This is a genomic window from Amycolatopsis sp. (assembly GCF_035546795.1).
In the GTDB taxonomy this organism is placed as follows: domain Bacteria; phylum Actinomycetota; class Actinomycetes; order Mycobacteriales; family Pseudonocardiaceae; genus Amycolatopsis_E.
In genome coordinates this window covers 92,890-111,263 of the sequence record NZ_DASZWC010000022.1, presented here as the reverse complement: position 1 = coordinate 111,263, position 18,374 = coordinate 92,890, and the positions used below count along the sequence as shown (strand labels likewise).

At 70.0% G+C, this 18,374-nt stretch carries 17 protein-coding genes; 6 read left to right on the top strand and 11 right to left on the bottom strand.

The genetic code is table 11. From position 1 onward, the window contains the following. Positions 1-32 precede the first annotated feature (32 nt). The 4 genes from mobA to VHD82_RS15400 form a co-directional block, all read right to left on the bottom strand. Positions 33-611 carry a molybdenum cofactor guanylyltransferase gene (gene mobA / locus VHD82_RS15415; protein WP_325703205.1) on the bottom strand — a complete coding sequence of 193 codons (579 nt, stop codon included), beginning with the start codon at positions 609-611 and terminating at the stop codon, positions 33-35. Positions 612-648: 37 nt separating this feature from the next. Next, entirely contained in the window at positions 649-1,023 is a 375-nt protein-coding gene (locus VHD82_RS15410; RefSeq protein WP_325703202.1) for a VOC family protein, read from the bottom strand. Positions 1,024-1,201: 178 nt separating this feature from the next. Further along, the gene (locus VHD82_RS15405; protein ID WP_325703199.1) at positions 1,202-1,609 is read right to left on the bottom strand and encodes a PaaI family thioesterase; all 408 of its coding nucleotides are present in this window, start codon (positions 1,607-1,609) and stop codon (positions 1,202-1,204) included. A 10-nt stretch (positions 1,610-1,619) separates the two neighbouring features. Then, on the bottom strand, positions 1,620-2,240 hold the full coding sequence (locus VHD82_RS15400; protein ID WP_325703196.1) for a TetR/AcrR family transcriptional regulator: 621 nt from the start codon (positions 2,238-2,240) through the stop codon (positions 1,620-1,622). A 65-nt stretch (positions 2,241-2,305) separates the two neighbouring features. On the opposite strand from VHD82_RS15400, the gene VHD82_RS15395 reads away from it, so the two are divergent. The 3 genes from VHD82_RS15395 (at position 2,306) to VHD82_RS15385 (ending at position 4,977) form a co-directional block, all read left to right on the top strand. Next, positions 2,306-3,388 (top strand): amidohydrolase family protein, encoded by a 1,083-nt coding sequence (locus tag VHD82_RS15395; RefSeq protein WP_325703193.1) that lies wholly within the window; start codon positions 2,306-2,308, stop codon positions 3,386-3,388. 85 nt (positions 3,389-3,473) lie between these two features. Beyond that, positions 3,474-4,055 (top strand): nuclear transport factor 2 family protein, encoded by a 582-nt coding sequence (locus VHD82_RS15390; RefSeq protein WP_325703190.1) that lies wholly within the window; start codon positions 3,474-3,476, stop codon positions 4,053-4,055. A gap of 43 nt (positions 4,056-4,098) precedes the next feature. After that, entirely contained in the window at positions 4,099-4,977 is an 879-nt protein-coding gene (locus VHD82_RS15385; protein ID WP_325703187.1) for a MerR family transcriptional regulator, read from the top strand. Here VHD82_RS15385 and VHD82_RS15380 read toward each other — a convergent pair. Beyond that, entirely contained in the window at positions 4,974-6,305 is a 1,332-nt protein-coding gene (locus tag VHD82_RS15380; RefSeq protein ID WP_414637517.1) for an NlpC/P60 family protein, read from the bottom strand. The two genes, VHD82_RS15385 and VHD82_RS15380, sit on opposite strands and share 4 nt — an antisense overlap. A gap of 172 nt (positions 6,306-6,477) precedes the next feature. Between VHD82_RS15380 and VHD82_RS15375 the strand changes: the two genes are divergently transcribed. The 3 genes from VHD82_RS15375 to VHD82_RS15365 all read left to right on the top strand — a co-directional run bounded on the left by VHD82_RS15375 (position 6,478) and on the right by VHD82_RS15365 (position 11,331). Continuing rightward, a complete protein-coding gene (locus VHD82_RS15375; RefSeq protein ID WP_325703184.1) occupies positions 6,478-6,942 on the top strand; it encodes a hypothetical protein in 465 nt (154 codons plus the stop codon). Beyond that, on the top strand, positions 6,939-8,324 hold the full coding sequence (locus tag VHD82_RS15370; protein ID WP_325703181.1) for a flagellar basal body protein FliL: 1,386 nt from the start codon (positions 6,939-6,941) through the stop codon (positions 8,322-8,324). The genes VHD82_RS15375 and VHD82_RS15370 overlap by 4 nt, the downstream gene beginning before the upstream one ends. A 199-nt stretch (positions 8,325-8,523) precedes the next feature. Then, positions 8,524-11,331, top strand: a complete 2,808-nt coding sequence (locus VHD82_RS15365; RefSeq protein ID WP_325703178.1) for an aconitate hydratase — start codon at positions 8,524-8,526, stop codon at positions 11,329-11,331. Between the two features lie 61 nt (positions 11,332-11,392). Here the strand turns inward: VHD82_RS15365 and VHD82_RS15360 are convergent, their stop codons facing one another. From VHD82_RS15360 to VHD82_RS15335, 6 genes are all read right to left on the bottom strand, one after another. Further along, positions 11,393-12,529 (bottom strand): NAD(P)/FAD-dependent oxidoreductase, encoded by a 1,137-nt coding sequence (locus tag VHD82_RS15360; RefSeq protein WP_325703176.1) that lies wholly within the window; start codon positions 12,527-12,529, stop codon positions 11,393-11,395. Beyond that, a complete protein-coding gene (locus VHD82_RS15355) occupies positions 12,526-13,218 on the bottom strand; it encodes a TetR/AcrR family transcriptional regulator (protein WP_325703173.1) in 693 nt (230 codons plus the stop codon). Before VHD82_RS15355 ends, VHD82_RS15360 begins: the two co-directional genes overlap by 4 nt. 119 nt (positions 13,219-13,337) lie before the next feature. Beyond that, on the bottom strand, positions 13,338-14,969 hold the full coding sequence (locus VHD82_RS15350) for an alkaline phosphatase family protein (protein WP_325703170.1): 1,632 nt from the start codon (positions 14,967-14,969) through the stop codon (positions 13,338-13,340). Positions 14,970-15,006: 37 nt separating this feature from the next. Next, complete coding sequence (efeB, locus tag VHD82_RS15345; RefSeq protein WP_325703167.1) at positions 15,007-16,221, bottom strand: iron uptake transporter deferrochelatase/peroxidase subunit; 1,215 nt, start codon at positions 16,219-16,221, stop codon at positions 15,007-15,009. Further along, a complete protein-coding gene (locus VHD82_RS15340; protein WP_325703164.1) occupies positions 16,218-17,381 on the bottom strand; it encodes an EfeM/EfeO family lipoprotein in 1,164 nt (387 codons plus the stop codon). The genes efeB and VHD82_RS15340 overlap by 4 nt, the downstream gene beginning before the upstream one ends. Positions 17,382-17,954: 573 nt before the next feature. Beyond that, positions 17,955-18,371, bottom strand: coding sequence for a nitroreductase family deazaflavin-dependent oxidoreductase (locus VHD82_RS15335; protein WP_325703161.1), 417 nt, complete (start codon positions 18,369-18,371; stop codon positions 17,955-17,957). Positions 18,372-18,374: the final 3 nt, after the last annotated feature.

Here is an 18,374-nt window from a genome sequence, read left to right as displayed (position 1 = left end):
GCGTCCTCCTGCGACCGTATCGGTAGTCAACCTCAAGCCCGGTGTGAGGGCTGTGAGCTGCCCCCGTGCCTGCCGAGATCCTCGGGGGTGTCGATGTCCTCGCTCTCCCCCGGTTCCGCCGCGACCGTCGTGTAGCGCAGGGCACGGAACACTTGGCGCAGCGGGAAATTCGCTGTCAGCTCCGGCATCGCGGCGCGCAGTGGCGCGACCTGCCAGACACCGATCAGCCACTGTTCGCGCCCGTCCGGATCGACCAGCAGCGCCCCGTCGGCGCCTTCGGCCGCGGCGGCGAGGCGGTCCACTGTGGAGGGGCCTACCGCGGCAAGATCCCCCGCCAGGACGGCCACCTTCGCCGCACCCGGTGGCAGGGCGGCGAGCCCCGCGGCGAGTGCCGCCACGGGGCCGCCACCCGGCGGATCCTCACGGGCCCACCGCACCTGCGTGATCGCGGGCCGCCGCGGACCGACGACGATCACCGGCTCGGCGGCGGCGAGGGCGTCGATCACCGTGCGCAGCAACGGTTTCCCACCGATCTCGAGCATCGGTTTGTCCACTCCGGACAACCGGCGGGCGGCGCCGCCGGCCAGCACGATCCCGGCGAGTTCGGTCATCGGCCCAGGCTAGCGGCTCCGCCGCCGCGACCGGCGGCTACAGGTACGGCCGGGTGATCATCTCCAGCCCATGCCCTGCCGGGTCGAGGAAGTAGACCCCGCGCCCGCCGTGCTCCGTATTCGTCTCACCGGCTCGTCTGCGCTGCGGGTCGGCCCAGTGCTCGGCCCCGCCGGCGCACAGCCGCGCGTACGCGCGGTCGAACAGCTCGTCGTCGACCAGGAAGGCGTAGTGCTGCATCTGGATCTCCACCGGTGGTTCGGCGAACTGCAGCAGCACGCCGTCGGCGAGCTGGATGTTGACGAACGGGCCCCACGAAGGCGCTTCCGGCAGCTCGAACAGCTCGCGGTAGAACTTCGCGGACGCGTGCTTGTCCTTGGCGGCGATGATGGTGTGGTCGAACGTGACTGACATGAAAAGGGACTCCTCGGCTGATGTCGGTGGACCGGGCTGGTGTGCGCACACCGCCGTGGGGGCCCACGAGGCCGGGGCGTCAGTCGTGCACCGGGTCGCCTTTCCGTGCAAGGCTCGGCGCCGTCCCGGTGATCATGGCCCCGACCCTAGGCCACGGATCACAACGGCCGCAACGCATTTACCGGGGCCGCAGAATCCGCGCGGTCGCCGTCGCCGTGGCCAGTGCGACCCCGGCCTGATCGGTCAGCTCGCCCGCGAGGAGACCGATGGAACCGGTGCGGTGCACCACGCGGCGCAGGTAGTTCACCTTCAGTTCCAGTGTCGGCGCGGACTCCTCCGGCCCGAGCGTGGCCACCAGCGCCGGGCCGAGCGTGTCGTCGAGCATCGCGGCGAGGAACCCGCCCTGCACGTTTCCCCACGGGTTGAGGAAATCCTCGCCAGCGGTGAAACGCACCTTGATCCGCCCCGCGCCGGGATCGACCGAGACCAGCTCCCAGCCCAGAGTGCGCGCGGCGGGCGGCGCCGCGCTCCGGCCCGCGACGAAATCCCAGAAGGGGCCGGACCGGCCTGGAAAGTCCTGCCGCACACCCGGGACCTTAAGGCGCCCCACCGACAATTCGGCGCGGTGCGGTCAGCGGCAGCAGCACCTCGTCGACGATCTCGGCCACGTCGTGTTCGCTCGCGGCGCCTTTCTCCAGCGACTCGGCGATGATCAAGCGCGGCCCCACCGAAGCGACGCGGGGGGTCACGCAATCCGGCGTGGCCTCACCGCGTTCCGCCGCGGCACGCAGGATGCCCAGCAGGATCCGCTGGTGTGGCAGGACAACCAGGCGCCGGACCTCGTCGAAGAGCGCGGGATGGCGGGCGCGCTGGGTGACCAGTGGACGCAGCGCCTGGCCGCGTGGTTCGTCCAGCACCCTGGCGAAAGCGCCGAGAATCGTGAGCAGGTCACCGCGCAGCGAACCCGTGGCCGGCGCCAGCGGCGCGCCGAAGCCCGTCGACGGGTCGGTCAGCGCGGCCAGCACCAGCTCCTCCGGGGTGGCCCAGCGCCGGTAGAGCGCCGATTTGCCGGTACCCGCCAGCGGTGCGAGTTTGTCGAACGTGAGTTCCTCGAAGCTCGTGCGGGCCAGTTCCTCCAGCGTGGCCTGGTAGATGGCACGCGTCAGCGTTTCGCCGCGGCGCCGGGTCGCGCGCGGCGCGGAATCGGGCGAGCGCACGGTCCCTCCTCGAAGAGAGTACGGTCGAGTTAGTGGACAGATCTGTACCTTATCGGAGGTCCGACGTGACGACCAGAACCACCCTCACCGGTGTCCGGGTGTTCGACGGAGAGCAGCTCACCCCGCCCCGCACGGTCGTCATCGACGGTGACGTGATCGGCACCGACGCCACCGGCGCGCGGGAGATCGACGCCTCCGGTGCCGTGCTGCTGCCCGGCCTGATCGACGCGCACGTCCATCTGCACGGCCCGGAAACCTTGCGGGACTTGGCTTCCTGGGGAGTCACCACCGGGCTCGACATGGCCTGCTGGCCCCGGGAACGGGTCGCCTCGCTGCGCGGCGAGGTCACCGGCGCAGCCGACTTCCGCACGCCGGGCATGCCCGCGATCGGGCCGGGTGGCAGGCACGCGGACATGCCCGGGATGCCGGCCGAAGCCATCGTCACGACACCGGCCGAAGCCCGTGCGCACGTCGAGGCGCGGGCCGCCGAGGGGGACGACTACATCAAGGGCGTCGCCGAAGCCCCCGGCGATGGCGGGCCCTCCGCGGAAACCTTGCAGGCCCTGGTCGTCGCCGCCCGGGAACACGGGCTCAAGACCGTCATCCACGCCGCCACCGCCGGCGCCTACGTCCTGGCCGTGGACACCGGCGCGGAGTTCATCACCCACATCCCGGTCAACGGGCCGCTCCCGGCGGAGACCATCGACAAGATGCGGGCAGCGGGCCAGATCGCGGTGCCCACGCTGACGATGATGGAAAGCGTGCTCGCCGGGCGCGCGCCGGTCACCGGCCCGCTGAACAACGTCACCGCCCTGCATCGCGCCGGCATCGAGATCCTGGCCGGCACCGACGCCAACGCCCAGCCCGGTGCGCCGGGCCTTGTGCCCCACGGGGAAAGCCTCCACCGCGAGTTCGAGTTGCTGGCGCGCGCCGGGCTCAGCCCGGTGGAGATCCTGCGCGCGGCGACAGTGCTGCCCGCACGGGCTTTCGGCCTCCCCGACCGGGGCGCGGTCGAGCCAGGCCTGCGTGCCGACCTCGTCCTCGTCGACGGTGACCCCACCGCCGACCTCACCGCCACCCGCGCGATCAGGGCGATCTGGTGCGCGGGCCACTCGGTGACTCCCGTGCCACACAGGGAGGACGCATGAGCGACGCTTGCGAGCGAATCAAGGACATCATGCTTGCCGACGTGATGTCGCTGCCGCGGCCTGCCGCGTCCGTTGAGGAGGACGCATGAGCGAGACCACCGAAATCACCCAGCTCGTGCTGCGCGAGCGGCAGGGCCGCGATCGCGGCTGGTGGGATCAGATGCGGTCGAGCTTCGCCGAAGACTCCACCGTGCGGCTGAGCTGGTTCCGTGGCAGCGGCCCGGGTTTCGTTGCGGCGTCGGAGAAAATGGCCGCGGGCGGAGATGCCGCGCTCCACCGGCTCGCGCCGCCCGTGGTGCATCGCCGGGGCGAGCGGGCTCTGGTGGAACTGCCGGCGGTGATCGAGATGCGCACCTCCCTCGACGGCGTCGAGGTGGATCTCGCGTCGGCGGCGCGGCTGAACTACCGCGTCGAACGGCGCGGCGGGCGCTGGCTGGTGGTCGCGCTCGACCCGGTGTACGAACGGGACACCCTGGCCGCCGCGCATCCCGGTGTCGCACTCGCCATCGGCCCGGCCGATGTCGCCGGGTACCGGCCTTCCTACCGCTTCCTGTCCTATGTGCTCTCCCGCCGCGGCTACCCCATCGGCGAAGACCTCTACGGAGACGACCGCCCGGACGAAGCCGCCCGCTTCTACGAAGAAGCCCGCACCTGGCTCGGGATCTGAACACGCTTGCCTCTCCCCCGAGGGGAGATGCCAGGGTGACCGCATGGACGGCGAACACCTGTACTCGATCGGTGAACTGGCCCGGCGGACCGGGCTGACGGTCAAGGCCGTCCGCTTCTACTCCGACCGCGGCATCGTGACCCCGTCCGGCCGCACCGCCGCCGGCCACCGCCGCTACGGGACCGGCGCGCTCGCGCGCCTCGACCTCGTCCGCACCCTGCGCGAACTGGGCATCGACCTGGCCACGATCCGGCGCGTGATCGACAGCGACGCCGCCCTCGCCGACGTCGCGACCGCGCATGCCCAGGCGCTGGAAGTGCACATCCGCGTACTCCGGCTGCGTCAAGCGGTGCTCACCGCGGTCGCCGGACGCCGCTCCACTCCCGAGGAGATGACCGCCTTGCACAAACTGGCCCAGCTGACCGAGGACGAACGCCGCCGCCTGATCGACGACTTCCTCACGACCACCTTCGGCGGGCTCGAACACCCTGGATTCCCCGGGATCGCCCGCTCGCTGACTCCGGAACTGCCCGCGCGACCCGGGCCCGGACAGGTCGAAGCCTGGGTGGAGCTGGCCGAACTGTCCCAGGATCCCGGTTTCCGCGGGCTCATGCGGCGCATCGCCGAACAGCACGACCGCACCACCGGCCTGCGCCGCGACCTGACCGCCGACATCCGCGACGCCGTCGCCCCGGCGCTGGACTCGGGCGTCGCCCCGGACTCACCCGAGGCCGCCCGGATCGTCACGGCTTTCACGTCCCGGCACAGCACGGACCAGCTGCAGGCCTGGCGGGACACCGTCGGAGATGCCCGCCGGGAACGGTATTTCGAGCTGCTCGCCGTGATCAACGGCTGGGCCGCCCCGGAAAGTCTCGCCCCGGCGGCACAGTGGTTTTCCCGGGCGCTGCAAGCAGCCGGCTAACCGACCAGGCGCGTGGCGTACGGCAGGATGTCGCCGTATCGGACCGCGGTGACCCGCACGACCATGCCCGATTCCGGGGCCTCGATCATCATCCCGTTGCCGAGGTACATCGTCACGTGGTGGATCCCGGCGCGGCCGTAGAACAGCAGATCCCCCCGCCGCATCTGGGAAAGCGGCACCTGGCGCCCGGCGGTGTACTGGTAGCCGCTGTAGTGCGGCAGCGACACCGCGCCGCCGTAGGCGTAGACCATGAGGCCCGAGCAGTCGAACCCGATCTTGCGGTAGTCGCCGTACGCGTCGGCCACACCACCGTCGCGGATACCGCGTGTCGGCCCGCTCGCGTTGCCGCCGCCCCAGGCGTACGGCATGCCCAGCTGTGCCATCGCCCGCGCGATGGCCCGTTCGATGATCGACCCGGAGGAGCCCGTCGCCGGCTTGACCGTGCCGCCGCCGCTACCGCCGCTACTGCTGCCCTTGCTCGCGGCGAGCGCGGCCTGCTGGGCGCGCGCGTCGTCTTCGCGCTGCTTCTGCGCGAGCCAGTCCTGGTAACGCTGACGCTGCCCCTGCAGCCCCGAAACCCGTTGCTGCGCCTCGTAAAGCGCCTGCTCGACGCTGTTCTTGTTCGCTTCCAGCTCGGCGGTGCGGGCGGCCTGGCCCTGTTGCGCCTGCTCCGCGGCCGCCTGCGCCGAGTCCGCGTCGAGCTTGGCCTGTTCGGCCGCCGCTTGCTTCTGCTGCGCGAGTTCGAGCGCGGCCCTGGCGGCGGCGTCCTTGTTGGACTTGTCCGTCTGGGCCTGCTGCATCATCTCCAGCGCGTTGAGCTGGCTGCCGCTGACCGAGGACAGCAGCTGCGCGCGGGCGAGCATGTCCTTGGGACTGGTCGAGCTGATGTAGGCCGAGATCGAGCCCATCGTGCTGCCCTGCTGGAAGCTGCCCGCGATGAACGCGTCGAGCTGCTGCTGGGCGACCTCGATCTGGTTGGCCGCGGCGTCGGACTCCTTGCGCGCGGCGTCGGCGTCCGCCTGGGCCTGGGTGGCGGCGTCCTGCGCGGTCTGCTGGTCGACGAGGGCCTTGTTGGCCTGCTCCATTTTCAGCTCGACGTCGCTCTGCAGGTCCGACAGCCGGGACTCGGCCTCGGCGAGCTGGTTGGTGAGCTGGCCGACCTGGCCCGCCTTGGCGTTGGCGTCGGCCTGGCTCGAGCTGATCTCGCCGTCACTGGGGTTGGGCGGCGGGGGCGGGACCGCGTTCGCCGTGCCGGCGGTGCCGAGCACAGCGGCGATGGCCAGCGCGGTGGTGGCCACCCATCTCGACGTGCGGTCTCGCCTGGTCAAGAACTCGCCTTCCCCTTCATCACGGGCAACGCCCGAGACACTCCAGTCACAGATGTACCAGACGCACCACGCGACACTTGCATATCGCCTGCAACAATTCCCCGATCGGGGGACCCTTTCCGCCGGTCCCGGCGTCACACGATGGAGATCCACCGACCCGAGGAGCTCTGCCATGCACGCCGGCCGACTGTTCAGCCTGCTGGCCGCCACGACCGGCCTGATCGTGCTCGTCGCGGGCACGTTCCTGCCCTGGTTCCACTCCGGGAACGTGCAGCGCAACAGCTATCAGACCGCCGGGGTCGCCGACCGGCTTTCCTTGCTGCACAACGAGTTCGCCGCGGCCCTGCTACACGGCTGGATCGCGGTGCCGCTGCTGAGCGCGGTGTTCGCCGGGCTGGTGGTGCTGGGCCTGCGGAAGACGGGTGCAACGCTGACCATGCTGCTCGCGATATCAGTGGGAACCATCGCGGCGATGGCGCTCGTCCAAGGCGGTGGCGGACTGATCGGGATCACCCCGGCCGGGCCCGTCACGACACTGGCCGGCGCGATCGTCGCGCTGGCGGGGGCGCTCGGCGGGCTCTTCACCGGCACCGGGCGCCGCCGGCGGATCGCATCGAGAACAGGGGGACGGCCATGACAACTCCTGGCCCGCAGGACCAGTGGCCGCAGCAGTGGCAGCAGCCGCAACAGCAGCCACAGCCGCAGTGGCAGCAGCCTCCTCAGCAGCAGTGGCAGCAGCCACAACAGGCCTGGCCGCAGCAGCAGCCGTACTACCCGCAGCCCGGCTACCCGGCCCCGCGGCCTCCCAGCCGCAGCCGTCGCGGGCTGATCATCGGGCTCGTCGTGGCGCTGGTCGTCCTCGCCGGTGGCGGCGCCACGTGGATCGCGCTGTCCCAGAGCGACAACGGTTCGGCCACGCCCACCGAAGCCGCGCTGAAGCTGGCCAGCTCGCTGGGCAACGCCGACGTGGTCGGGGTGCTGGGCAGCCTCGCCCCGGCCGAGGCCTCGATGTTCACCGATCCCGTGCAGGCGGTGACCGACGAGCTCAAGCGGCTCAACGTGCTGGACGCCTCGGCGGACCCGGAGAAGCTGAGCGGGGTGCAGATCAGCACCGCGAACCTCACCTTCGACGAGGCGGGCGCCGAGCAGGTCAACGACCACGTGACCATCACCAAGCTCACCGGCGGCACGATCACCGTCACCGGGGACGCGAGCCGGCTGCCGCTGGCCAAGGACTTCCTCGACGCCGTGCCGGGCGGCGTGGACCGCTCCGGCCCGCGGACCGAGACGATCGACATCGGCAAGCAGGTACGCCAGAACGGCGAGCCGATCCGGATCGCCACCGTGCAGGTAGACGGCGAGTGGTACCCGAGCCTGCTCTACACGATCGCCGACTACGCGCTGCGGGACGCGGGCGAGAAGTGGCCGTCGACGTCCATCCCGGCCAACGGCGCCGGCTCGGCCAACGACGCGGTGAAGGAAACCGTGCAGGCGGTGCTGGACGCGGACGTGCGCCGGGTGATCGAGCTGATGCCGCCCGAGGAGATGGCGGTGCTGCACGACGCCGGCCCCGCGATCGTCGACGCGCTCGGCCCGGACGCGGAACCCAGCGGCGCCAAGGTGATCGACCTGCAGACGCAGAGCACCGATGTGGACGGCGGCACCCGCGCCACCCTCACTTCGCTCGTGGTGCAGGGCCCGGACGGAGAGACGTACGCGTTCAAGAAGAACGGCGCCTGCTACGACGCCACGATCGAGGGCGACACCCGGTCGATGTGCGCGGACGACCTCGCCGGGCAGATCGAGGACGAGACCGGCTCGCTGCTGCCGGGCGCGGTCACGCAGGTGCTCCAGCACCTCAGCACCGGTGTGCTGGCCCAGGGCCTCGGGGTGATCGTCACCGAGTCCGGCGGGAAGTACTACGTCAGCCCGCTGCGCACCCTCGTCGAGCAGGGCGTGACCCTGCTGCGGGCGCTGCAGCCCGGCGACATCACCGCCCTGCTCCACGCCGCCGGGTAGGTCACAGCGCTCCGCGGGTGTGTCGAGCTTGCCCCCAAAAAAGGACAAGCGTACTGTTTGGCAGCGAGGGAGCCTGCGCCGTCCCCGCGTCTGCGGACCGTTCGTGCGTGCGCCAGACTCGCCTTACACACCCGAAACTGACGACCGGGACTCCGCGGCGAGTACACCGCGCGGCGGCGTCCACGCCCTGGAGATTGACGTGACCGCACCAGCCAGCAAGGACAGCTTCGGCGCCCGCGACACCCTCAAGGTGGGTGACGCCTCGTACGAGGTGTTCCGCCTCAACAAGGTCGAAGGCGCGGCGCGGCTGCCCTACAGCCTGAAGATCCTGCTCGAGAACCTGCTGCGCACCGAAGACGGCGCGAACATCACCGCCGAGCACATCCGTGCCCTCGGCGGCTGGGATCCCAGCGCCGAGCCGTCGATCGAGATCCAGTTCACGCCCGCCCGCGTGATCATGCAGGACTTCACCGGCGTGCCCTGTGTCGTGGACCTGGCGACCATGCGTGAGGCCGTCACCGAGCTCGGCGGCGACCCGGACAAGGTCAACCCGCTGGCGCCGGCCGAGCTGGTGATCGACCACTCGGTGATCATCGACGTGTTCGGCCGCGCCGACGCCTTCGAGCGCAACGTCGAGATCGAATACGAGCGCAACCGCGAGCGCTACCAGTTCCTGCGCTGGGGCCAGGGCGCCTTCGACGAGTTCAAGGTCGTCCCGCCGGGCACCGGCATCGTGCACCAGGTCAACATCGAGCACCTCGCGCGCACCGTGATGGCCCGGAACGGGCAGGCCTACCCCGACTCCTGCGTCGGCACCGACTCGCACACCACCATGGTCAACGGCCTCGGTGTGCTGGGCTGGGGCGTCGGCGGCATCGAGGCCGAGGCGGCCATGCTGGGCCAGCCCGTGTCGATGCTCATCCCCCGTGTGGTCGGCTTCAAGCTGACCGGCGAGATCCCGACCGGGGTCACCGCGACCGACGTCGTGCTCACCATCACCGAGATGCTGCGCAAGCACGGGGTGGTCTCCAAGTTCGTCGAGTTCTACGGCGAAGGCGTCGCCCAGGTGCCGCTGGCCAACCGCGCCACCATCGGCAACATGAGCCCGGAGTTCGGCTCCACCGCGGCGATCTTCCCGATCGACGAGGAGACCGTGCGCTACCTCAAGCTGACCGGCCGCTCGGCCGAGCAGGTCGCGCTGGTCGAGACCTACGCCAAGGAGCAGGGCCTCTGGCACGACGCGTCGCACGAGCCGCAGTACTCCGAGTACATCGAGCTGGACCTTTCGACGGTCGTCCCGTCGATCGCCGGCCCGAAGCGCCCGCAGGACCGCATCGAGCTGACCGACGCGAAGTCCTCGTTCCGCAAGTCGGTGCACGACTACGTGGGCGGCGAGCAGGTCCCGCACACCAAGGTCGACGAGGCCGTCGAGGAGACCTTCCCGGCCAGTGACCCGGCTTCGCTGTCGTTCAAGGACGAGGACGCGGTCGAGATCCAGTCGGCGGCGAACGGCTCGCAGGGCCGCCCGACCAACCCGGTCACGGTGAAGACCGCCGACCGCGGTGACTTCGTGCTCGACCACGGCGCCGTGGTGATCGCTTCGATCACCTCCTGCACCAACACCTCGAACCCGTCGGTGATGCTGGGTGCCGCGCTGCTGGCGCGCAACGCCGTCGACAAGGGCCTCGCGGTGAAGCCGTGGGTCAAGACCTCGATGGCCCCGGGCTCGCAGGTCGTCACCGACTACTACGACAAGGCCGGTCTCTGGCCGTACCTGGAGAAGCTGGGCTACCACCTGGTCGGCTACGGCTGCACCACCTGCATCGGCAACTCGGGCCCGCTCTCGGACGAGATCTCCGCGGCGATCCAGGAGAACGACCTCACGGCGGTCTCGGTGCTCTCGGGCAACCGCAACTTCGAGGGCCGGATCAACCCGGACGTCAAGATGAACTACCTGGCGTCGCCGCCGCTGGTCATCGCCTACGCGCTGGCCGGCACGATGGACTTCGACTTCGAGCACCAGCCCCTCGGCCAGGACCCTGAGGGCAACGACGTGTTCCTCAAGGACATCTGGCCGACGCCGCAGGAGATCCAGGAGACCATCGACTCCTCGATCACGCAGGAGATGTTCACCAAGGACTACGCGGACGTGTTCGACGGCGGCGAGCGCTGGAAGGCGCTGCCCACCCCGCAGGGCAAGACGTTCGAGTGGGACCCGGACTCCACCTACGTGCGCAAGCCCCCGTACTTCGAGGGTATGCAGGCCGAGCCGTCGCCGGTGCAGGACATCACCGGGGCGCGGGTGCTGGCCAAGCTGGGCGACTCGGTGACCACCGACCACATCTCGCCCGCGGGCGCGATCAAGGCGGACACCCCGGCCGGGCAGTACCTGACCCAGCACGGCATCGACCGCAAGGACTTCAACTCCTACGGTTCCCGGCGCGGGAACCACGAGGTGATGATCCGCGGCACCTTCGCCAACATCCGGCTGCGCAACCAGCTGCTGGACGACGTGCAGGGCGGCTACACCCGGGACTTCACCCAGGAGGGCGCCCCGCAGGCGTTCATCTACGACGCCGCGCAGAACTACGCCGCGCAGGGCACTCCGCTGGTCGTGCTGGGTGGCAAGGAGTACGGCTCGGGCTCCTCGCGTGACTGGGCGGCGAAGGGCACTTCGCTGCTGGGCGTGCGCGCGGTGATCACCGAGTCGTTCGAGCGCATCCACCGGTCGAACCTGATCGGCATGGGCGTGATCCCGCTGCAGTTCCCGGAGGGCGAGTCGGCCGCGTCGCTGAAGCTGGACGGCACCGAGACCTTCGACATCTCGGGTATCACCAAGCTCAACGACGGGGAGACCCCGCGGACGGTGCACGTCACCGCCACGAAGCAGGACGGCTCGAAGGTGGAGTTCGACGCGGTGGTCCGCATCGACACCCCCGGTGAGGCCGACTACTACCGCAACGGCGGCATCCTGCAGTACGTGCTGCGCAAGATGACGAACGCCTGACAGCAAACGGAAAGCGCCGCGGACTCCGTCGGGGGTCCGCGGCGCTTTCCGTTGTGGACGGTCAGTGTCCGTGCCCGGCGAACTGCGCCACGAGCGCGTCCATCGCGTTTTCGCCGAACATCAGCCGCATGTTCTCCGCCGACCCGGCGGCGGATTCCTCGCTGCGCGGGAACAACTCCTGCTCATAAGCGGCCAGCGCGACCTCGGTGTCGTCGGGGTGCGCCGCGAGCAGTCGGCCTAGTTCGGCTCCGTCGAACATCGCGAGGTTCGCGCCCTCCCCGGCGAACGGGGACATCAGGTGCGCGGCGTCGCCGACGAGCGTGACACCCGGGGTGCGCTGCCAGCTGTGCCCGACGGGCAGGGCGTGGATGCGGCGCGGGATGACTTCGCCGTCCGCGTCGGCGAGGAGCGCGCGCAGCGTCTCGTGCCAGCCCTCGAATTCCGCCAGCACGGCTTTTTTCGCCGTGTCGGCGTCGGTGAAGTCGATGGTGTCGAGCCAGTCTTCGGCGGCCCGGAGTCCACTGTAGACATGAATGCCGCCGTCGGATTCCCGGTGCGCAAGGAAACCCTTCTGATCGTCCAGGCTGATGAAGAAGCCGGGGCCGACCAGCCCGGCGGCGGCCGGATGCCGGGCTTCGGGGTCGAGCAGATCCGTTTCCACGAAGGAGATCCCGGTGTAGGCCGGCTGCGCGGCCGAGACCAGGGGGCGGATCTTCGACCAGGCGCCGTCCGCCCCGATGAGCAGGTCGGTGGTGATCACCGTGCCGTCGGCGAAGCGCACCTCGTGGGTTCCGTCGACGAGTGCACGGGCACTCGTGGCTTTCTTGTTCCAGTGCAGGGTTCCGGGGTCGATCGACTCGAGCAGCAACTGCCGCAACTGGCCGCGGTCGACCTCGGGACGGTCTCCGTCACCCCCGTCGTCCTCCGCGAGGCGGACGACCCCGGCGGAATCGACCAGCCGCAAGGCTTGCCCGCCGACATGGATGAGCTTGCGGAATTCGGCGTACAGCCCGGCGGCGCGCAGCGCGACCTGGCCGGTGTCGCCGTGGATGTCGAGCATGCCGCCCTGGGTGCGCGCCTCGGCGGAGGGTTCGAGCTCGAACAGGGCCGCCTCGATGCCGTTGACCCGCAGGACACGGGCGAGCGTGAGGCCGCCGAGGCCGCCTCCGACGATCGCGATCGGATAGTGCGTCATCATGAACTCCTCGGGTCGCTGGGGGTGCGCAGGATGCCGGTGACCAGGACGCCGAAGAACCAGTCGAAACGCGCCTGCGGGGAACCGGACAGCAGTTCGCCGGCCAGCGCGTGCAGATTCGGGTAGGTCTCCCCCGGCGCTTCGCGCACGGTGTGGGTGAGCGCGTCCCATTCGGCTTCGGAACTGCCCGACTGGAGACGCGTGGAGTGCTCGGCGGCCGACGCGGTGGCGAGCTGCAGCAGCAGATCCACTCCCCAGGCCGCTTGCACGCGGCTCGCGCCGCCTTCGAGGAGCAGGGCGAGGATCCGCTCCACCAGGTGCAGGTAGTTCTCTCCGGCCGGGCGCACCGAAATCGCGGCGCGGGCCAGCGCCGGATGCTGCAAGAGCACGTCCGTATAGGACGCGAGCACCCCGGCCAGCCGGTCACGCCAGGTCTCGCCGGAGGGTTCCAGCTCGACCTCGCCAAGCAGCTGGTCCAGCACCGCGGCGTGCAGCTCGGCCATGTTGGCCACGTACACGTACAGCGACGCGGCGCCGGTGTCCAGCTCCTGCGCCAGGCGCCGCATCGTCACCTTTTCCAGGCCTTCGGCGCGCATGACGGCGACCGCGGTGGCGACGATGCCTTCGCGGCTCAGCGCGGGCTTCGCGGGACGCTCACGCCTGCTCACCGGACCCCTGGGATTTGTGCTCATGCCTCCACCGTAACGAACATGTTCGTTACGAACAAGTTCGTCCGGCGTGACCTGCGGCAACGGCGCTGACAGCACAACGCCCCGGACCGCGAGCGCGATCCGGGGCGTTGCGGGGTGGGTCAGTTGCGGCCGGTGACGGCACCGGTCTTCGGGTCAAGCGTGACCGCCGGGGCGGGCCTGCCCCGGAAGTCGAGCATGTTCCACAGCCCGCCCGCACGGGTGTCGTACGACGCGTCGCCGATGCGGCCGGTGCGCCAGTTGTCCTCGATGAACTGCAGGACCGAGGTCTGGTCGGTACGGGTGTGGTCGACGAAGTTCGTCTTGGCGTACGGGGAAATCACCAGCAGCGGCAGCCGCGGGCCGTAGCCGCAACGGTCGTCGTAGCCGCCCGTTTCCGACTTGGTGTTCGTGCACACCGCCGCGTCATGCGCCGCGTCCTTCGAGCCGTTGACGATCTGCGGGCTCGCGTGGTCGTACCAGCCGTCGGAGTCGTCATAGGCCAGCACGATCGCGGTCGAGGCCCAGTCCTTGGAGTGCTGGATCTTGTTGATCTCGCTCACCACGAACTGCTGCTCGTCGAGCGGGTCCGAGTAGCCGGCGTGCCCGTCCTGGTATTCCGGCGCCTTCAGGAAGCTGACCGCGGGCATGGTGCCGGCCTGCAGCGCGGTGTCGAAGTCGGTCATGTCGTACTGGTGGTTGGCCTGGTCGGTCTGCCCGATCGCGGAGACCGAGCTCGGCGGCAGATGCTTCTCGTTCGCCGTGGACTTGTAGTACTGGAAGGGTTCGTGGTGCGGGCTGTAGTCCACAGAGGACTGTCCGCCGACGTTGGCGTGGGCGGCGCCGCAGACCGCGTAACCGTTCGCGCTGCTCGTCGGGCGGAAGCCGCCCTGGAACCAGCCCCAGGTGACGTTGCGGTCGTTGAGCAGGTCCCCGATGTTGCGGCCCTGCATGGCCATCAGGTTGTCGTCGGCGGTGTGGTTCTTGTCCGAACAGTCGTCGTACGCCGGGTCGGGGTCGTTGATGACCGTGCCGATGCCGTTCTTGTCCGGCGACACCACCGCGTAGGAGTCCGAGGTGGGCTCGTGCGTAGTCGACGTGACCGCCTGCGCGCCGTGCGTCTGGCCGGAGATCAGGTTCAGCGCGCCCGGGGTGGAGGGGCCGAACACCGTGTCGTAGGAGTTGTCGCTCAGCGCGTAGTTCTGCGCGTAGTTCCACAGGCCGGTGACGGTGTTGCCGTCGTAGTAGTCCATCACCAGGCCCGGTTCACCGAACAGCACCGGCTGGCCGGTGCATTTGTCGGTCTCGGTGTTCTCGACGAACTTGTCCATCTTGCCGCCGTCGACGGCCTTCTGCTCCGGACCGTAGCTGTGGTTCTGGTCGCAGGTCAGGGCCTGGCTCGGGCTCAGCCGTTTCGGGTCGTAGGCGTTCGGGTTGTTCGTCAGCAGCTGCGGGGTCAACCCGTTGACCGAGGGGGTGTTCCGCGCGGCGGTGAACTTCGTGCCGTCGGTGTTGGCCGCGTTCGGGTAGGTGCCGAAGTAGTGGTCGAACGAGATGTTCTCGCCGAAGATGACCACGACGTGCTTGATCGGAGTGGACGTCGGCAGCCCGTCGGCGTGCCGCGCCGGCAACGGCTGCGCGTCGGCCCCGCCGACCGCGGTGGTGACCGCGATGGCGACACCGGCGGCGGTCGCCAGCGCGCCCGCACCGATCAGCGCCCGCTTACGGCTCAGCCGGCCGAAAGCTCTTTTCACTGTTTCCTCCTGCGTGGTGGGAGCGGTTTCCCTCCGGTCAGGCCAGCAGGGCCCTGCCGAAGTGGTCGTCGGGCCCGGAAACCCCGGGCAGCGCGAAGAAATAGCCGCCGCCGAACGGCGAGATGTAGTCCACGAGCGGCTCGTCGATCAGCCTGGTCTGGGTCGCCTCGAACTGGCGCGCGATGTCCTGCTGGTAGCAGGTGAAGATCAGGCCCATGTCGAGGTTCCCGTTGCTGTCCACGCCGCGGTCGTAGTTGCACGATCGGCGCAGGATCCGGCTGGAGCCGGTTTCGGCGGTGCGCGGGTTGGCCATCCGGATGTGACTGGTGAGCGGGATGACGGTGCCGATCGGGTCCTGCGCGTACTGCGGGACGTCGGTCTCGTGCGCGCCGTCGAGCGGGGCGCCGCTGTCCCGGCGGCGGCCGAACATGTTCTCCTGTTCGGAAAGCGAGACCCGGTCCCAGAACTCGACGAGCATCCGGATGAGCCGGATCACCTGGTAGCTGCCGCCGGCCGCCCAGGCTGGCTCACCACCGGACACCCACACCAGGCGGTCCAGCTCCGCGGGCTCCGGGTTGGCGATGCCGTCCTTGAAGCCCATCAGGTTGCGCGGCGTGCCCTCCGGGCGCGGCGGCGAGCTGAACCCGTTGATACGCCAGCGAAGCTGCATCCCGCCACGGGTCGCGCGGGCGATGTCGCGCAGCGCGTGCACCACGGTGTCGGTGTCCGTCGCGGCGAGGGTGAGGCTCAGGTCGCCGTGACACTGGGCGTCGTCGAGCGCGTCGTTGGGGAACATCCGCATCTCGGTCAGCTTCGCGGGCTTACGGTCGGCGAGGCCGTACCGGTCGTCGAACAGGGAGGCACCCACGCCGACGGTCACGGTGAGATCGCCCGCGGCCACGGCGGGCCCGAGCACACCGGAGTCCGCGGGCGGCGCGGTGATCCCGACCGCCGTCGGGGTGCCGCCGGTGGTCAGGAACCGGGCCCGGTCGGTGATCTCCTGGAGCAGCTGGGCCAGTTCCGCACGGTTCTCCGCGATCACGTCGAACGAGGCCACAATGGACTGTGCCGGTGGCTGCCGCAGGATCCCCGCCTGATGAACTCCATGGAACGGAAGGGTTTCCGCCGCCGCGCTCTGTCCACTGGAGACGGCTGTGGCCACACCGATCCCCGCCCCCGCTCCGGCCGCGGTGACCCCGGCCCCGATCACCGCGCCACGCAGGAAGGACCGGCGGCCGACGTTTCCGCTCACGAGACCCGCCTCGGCGCGGTGATGGCCGCGATCGGCGCGAGCCGTTCGGTCAGCCCGCTCACCGCGCCGTCGATCTTCTCGTGCTGCTCCCGGCTCAACTGACCGACCGGAGTCCACCCGCCGTCACCGCGCTGCCCCGACCGCAGCGCGGTTTCCGTGCGGTTGAGCCATTCTTCCACGTCGGGCAGGTCGATCCGGGTGGCCAGCACGGGCCGCAGAGCGTCGAGCACCGCGCGCGTACCGTCCACATTGGCCAGTGCGGTCGCCAGACCGGTGCCGCTGCCGTAGTCGGTGCGCCCGGTGAGTTCGAACTGCAGGGTGTTCTCCATGATCTCGTGGGCGCGCAGGCCCAGGTCGTTCGGATCGATCTGCAGGTCGGCGAAGGAGCCGCCGAGACTGTGCACGTCACCGTCGAGCCGATCGGCCACCGCGGCCAGCGCGGCCATGTTCTCGTTGTGCCACAGCCCGTTCTCCAGCGGGTGGAAGCCGGTGAAGTCCGGGTCGGCTGTGCCGCCGGCCAGTCCGTCGGCGGTGCCGTTGATCGCTCCGTCCGTGTCGCCGAAGGCGTCGTAGGCGGCGCCGAGCCGCTCGTAGGACAGATGCGCCTTGAGCCACGCGCCTTCGCTCGCCGCGCGGTCGCCGGAGTGGACGGCCGCCTGCAGCGCGTCGGTGTCGCCGCTGAGCGTCACCAGCCCGCTGCCGACGTAGTTCTTGTAGTCCTGCAACGGCTGCAGCAAGTCGTTGCGGGTGACCGGCACGACCGCGGGCCCGGACCGCTCGTCACCGCCGGTGATCCGCACACTGGGCCCGAGGATCGGGTCGGTTTCCTCCGGCGCGCAACGGAAGGCATAGGTCCCGTTGCCCAGGGTCACTTCGAGGGTCCGCGTGGTGCCCGCCCCGATGCCCTCGACCTCGCCGAAGACCGTGCCGGTCGAGGGGTCCACCAGATCAGCCTCGGCGGTGACCGCGCCACTGTTGCGCAGCTGGAAGGTCTGTGTGCCAGGCTTCGGGTCGGTCCAGCCCTGCCCGCAGGAGGACCGCGAGACCGTGATGACCGGTTCACCGCCGGAGGCGTCGGCGGAGCTGCGCCACACCACGACGGCTGCGACGCCCAGTAGCACGACCGCGCCCACCACGCCGCCTGTGACCCAGCGCCTCACTATGCCCCTATCGCTCGAACGGCTGACGATCGCGAGCGGAGCGTAAGCGGCGAAGGTGAATTCCGAGCCACCTCAAGGAGTTCACGGGAAGCGTTCAGGAACTGTTCACGCCCAGTTCCCCCCATTCCGGACAGAAGCGGATAGATGGGGAGTTGCCGGGATGGCGATGGAGATGTTGATCACGGGCGGGGAGGCGGGCACTCGATGACGCTCGCAACCGGCCCACGATCACAACCGCCGCCCGGCAACGTAAGCCGAGTCACGCCACACCCCTCCCTCGCCCCGATCCCCCAGCCGCACTTGCGGTTCCGGGGCCGGGTCAAGGCATCTTTCCCGCCTTGACGCGGCGCTGGGACCGCGAACACTCAAGGATCGGGGCAAGGGTGGGGTGCACAGGGCGCGCTCTGCGCGCGTCCGTTGCTGCCGCAGCCCAACCCATGCAGCGCAAGGAAAAGAGCAAAGAACTCCTCGCCGGAGGGGCTGGCTCCAGGATGCACAGGGGCCCGTGGCTCGGCCGCCGGTCCCAGCGTGGCTGGGAGGCCCCTGCGCCGACGCGCACGAGCCCCCCGCCACTCAGCCCCGGGTCAGCACGAAGATCGGCAGCTCACGTCCGGCGGCGTCGCGTTCCATCTCGTAGCCCGGCCAGAAGCGCAGCAGCCGTTGCCACATCTGGTCGTAGTCCTCCCCCTTCAGCGCCTGCGCGTGCACCGCGAACTCCCGCCCGCGCACGACGACGCTGGCCTCCGGGTTGGCGTGCAGGTTGAACGTCCAGCCCGGATCGCGCTCGCGGCCCCAGTTGGAGCCGACCAGCACGATCCGGTCGCCGTCCGGGAAGTACAGCAGGTTCGTCGACCTGGCCAGACCACTCTTGCGGCCCACGGTGGTCAGCCGCAGCGACGGCAGGCCCGCTATCCCCACGAGGGTGACTCGCCCGCCGAACATCCGGTGCAGCCGCTTGTCCAGCCAGATGATCCCCTTCGCGAGTCTCATCAG

What these genes read in the sequence shown, in the direction of transcription:
- VHD82_RS15360 (WP_325703176.1), bottom strand. Translation starts at nt 12,529, where the DNA reads ATGATGACGCACTATCCGATCGCGATCGTCGGAGGCGGCCTCGGCGGC.
- VHD82_RS15390 (WP_325703190.1), top strand. Translation starts at nt 3,474, where the DNA reads ATGAGCGAGACCACCGAAATCACCCAGCTCGTGCTGCGCGAGCGGCAG.
- VHD82_RS15385 (WP_325703187.1), top strand. Translation starts at nt 4,099, where the DNA reads ATGGACGGCGAACACCTGTACTCGATCGGTGAACTGGCCCGGCGGACC.
- VHD82_RS15375 (WP_325703184.1), top strand. Translation starts at nt 6,478, where the DNA reads ATGCACGCCGGCCGACTGTTCAGCCTGCTGGCCGCCACGACCGGCCTG.
- mobA (WP_325703205.1), bottom strand. Translation starts at nt 611, where the DNA reads ATGACCGAACTCGCCGGGATCGTGCTGGCCGGCGGCGCCGCCCGCCGG.
- VHD82_RS15370 (WP_325703181.1), top strand. Translation starts at nt 6,939, where the DNA reads ATGACAACTCCTGGCCCGCAGGACCAGTGGCCGCAGCAGTGGCAGCAG.
- VHD82_RS15335 (WP_325703161.1), bottom strand. Translation starts at nt 18,371, where the DNA reads ATGAGACTCGCGAAGGGGATCATCTGGCTGGACAAGCGGCTGCACCGG.
- VHD82_RS15410 (WP_325703202.1), bottom strand. Translation starts at nt 1,023, where the DNA reads ATGTCAGTCACGTTCGACCACACCATCATCGCCGCCAAGGACAAGCAC.
- VHD82_RS15355 (WP_325703173.1), bottom strand. Translation starts at nt 13,218, where the DNA reads ATGAGCACAAATCCCAGGGGTCCGGTGAGCAGGCGTGAGCGTCCCGCG.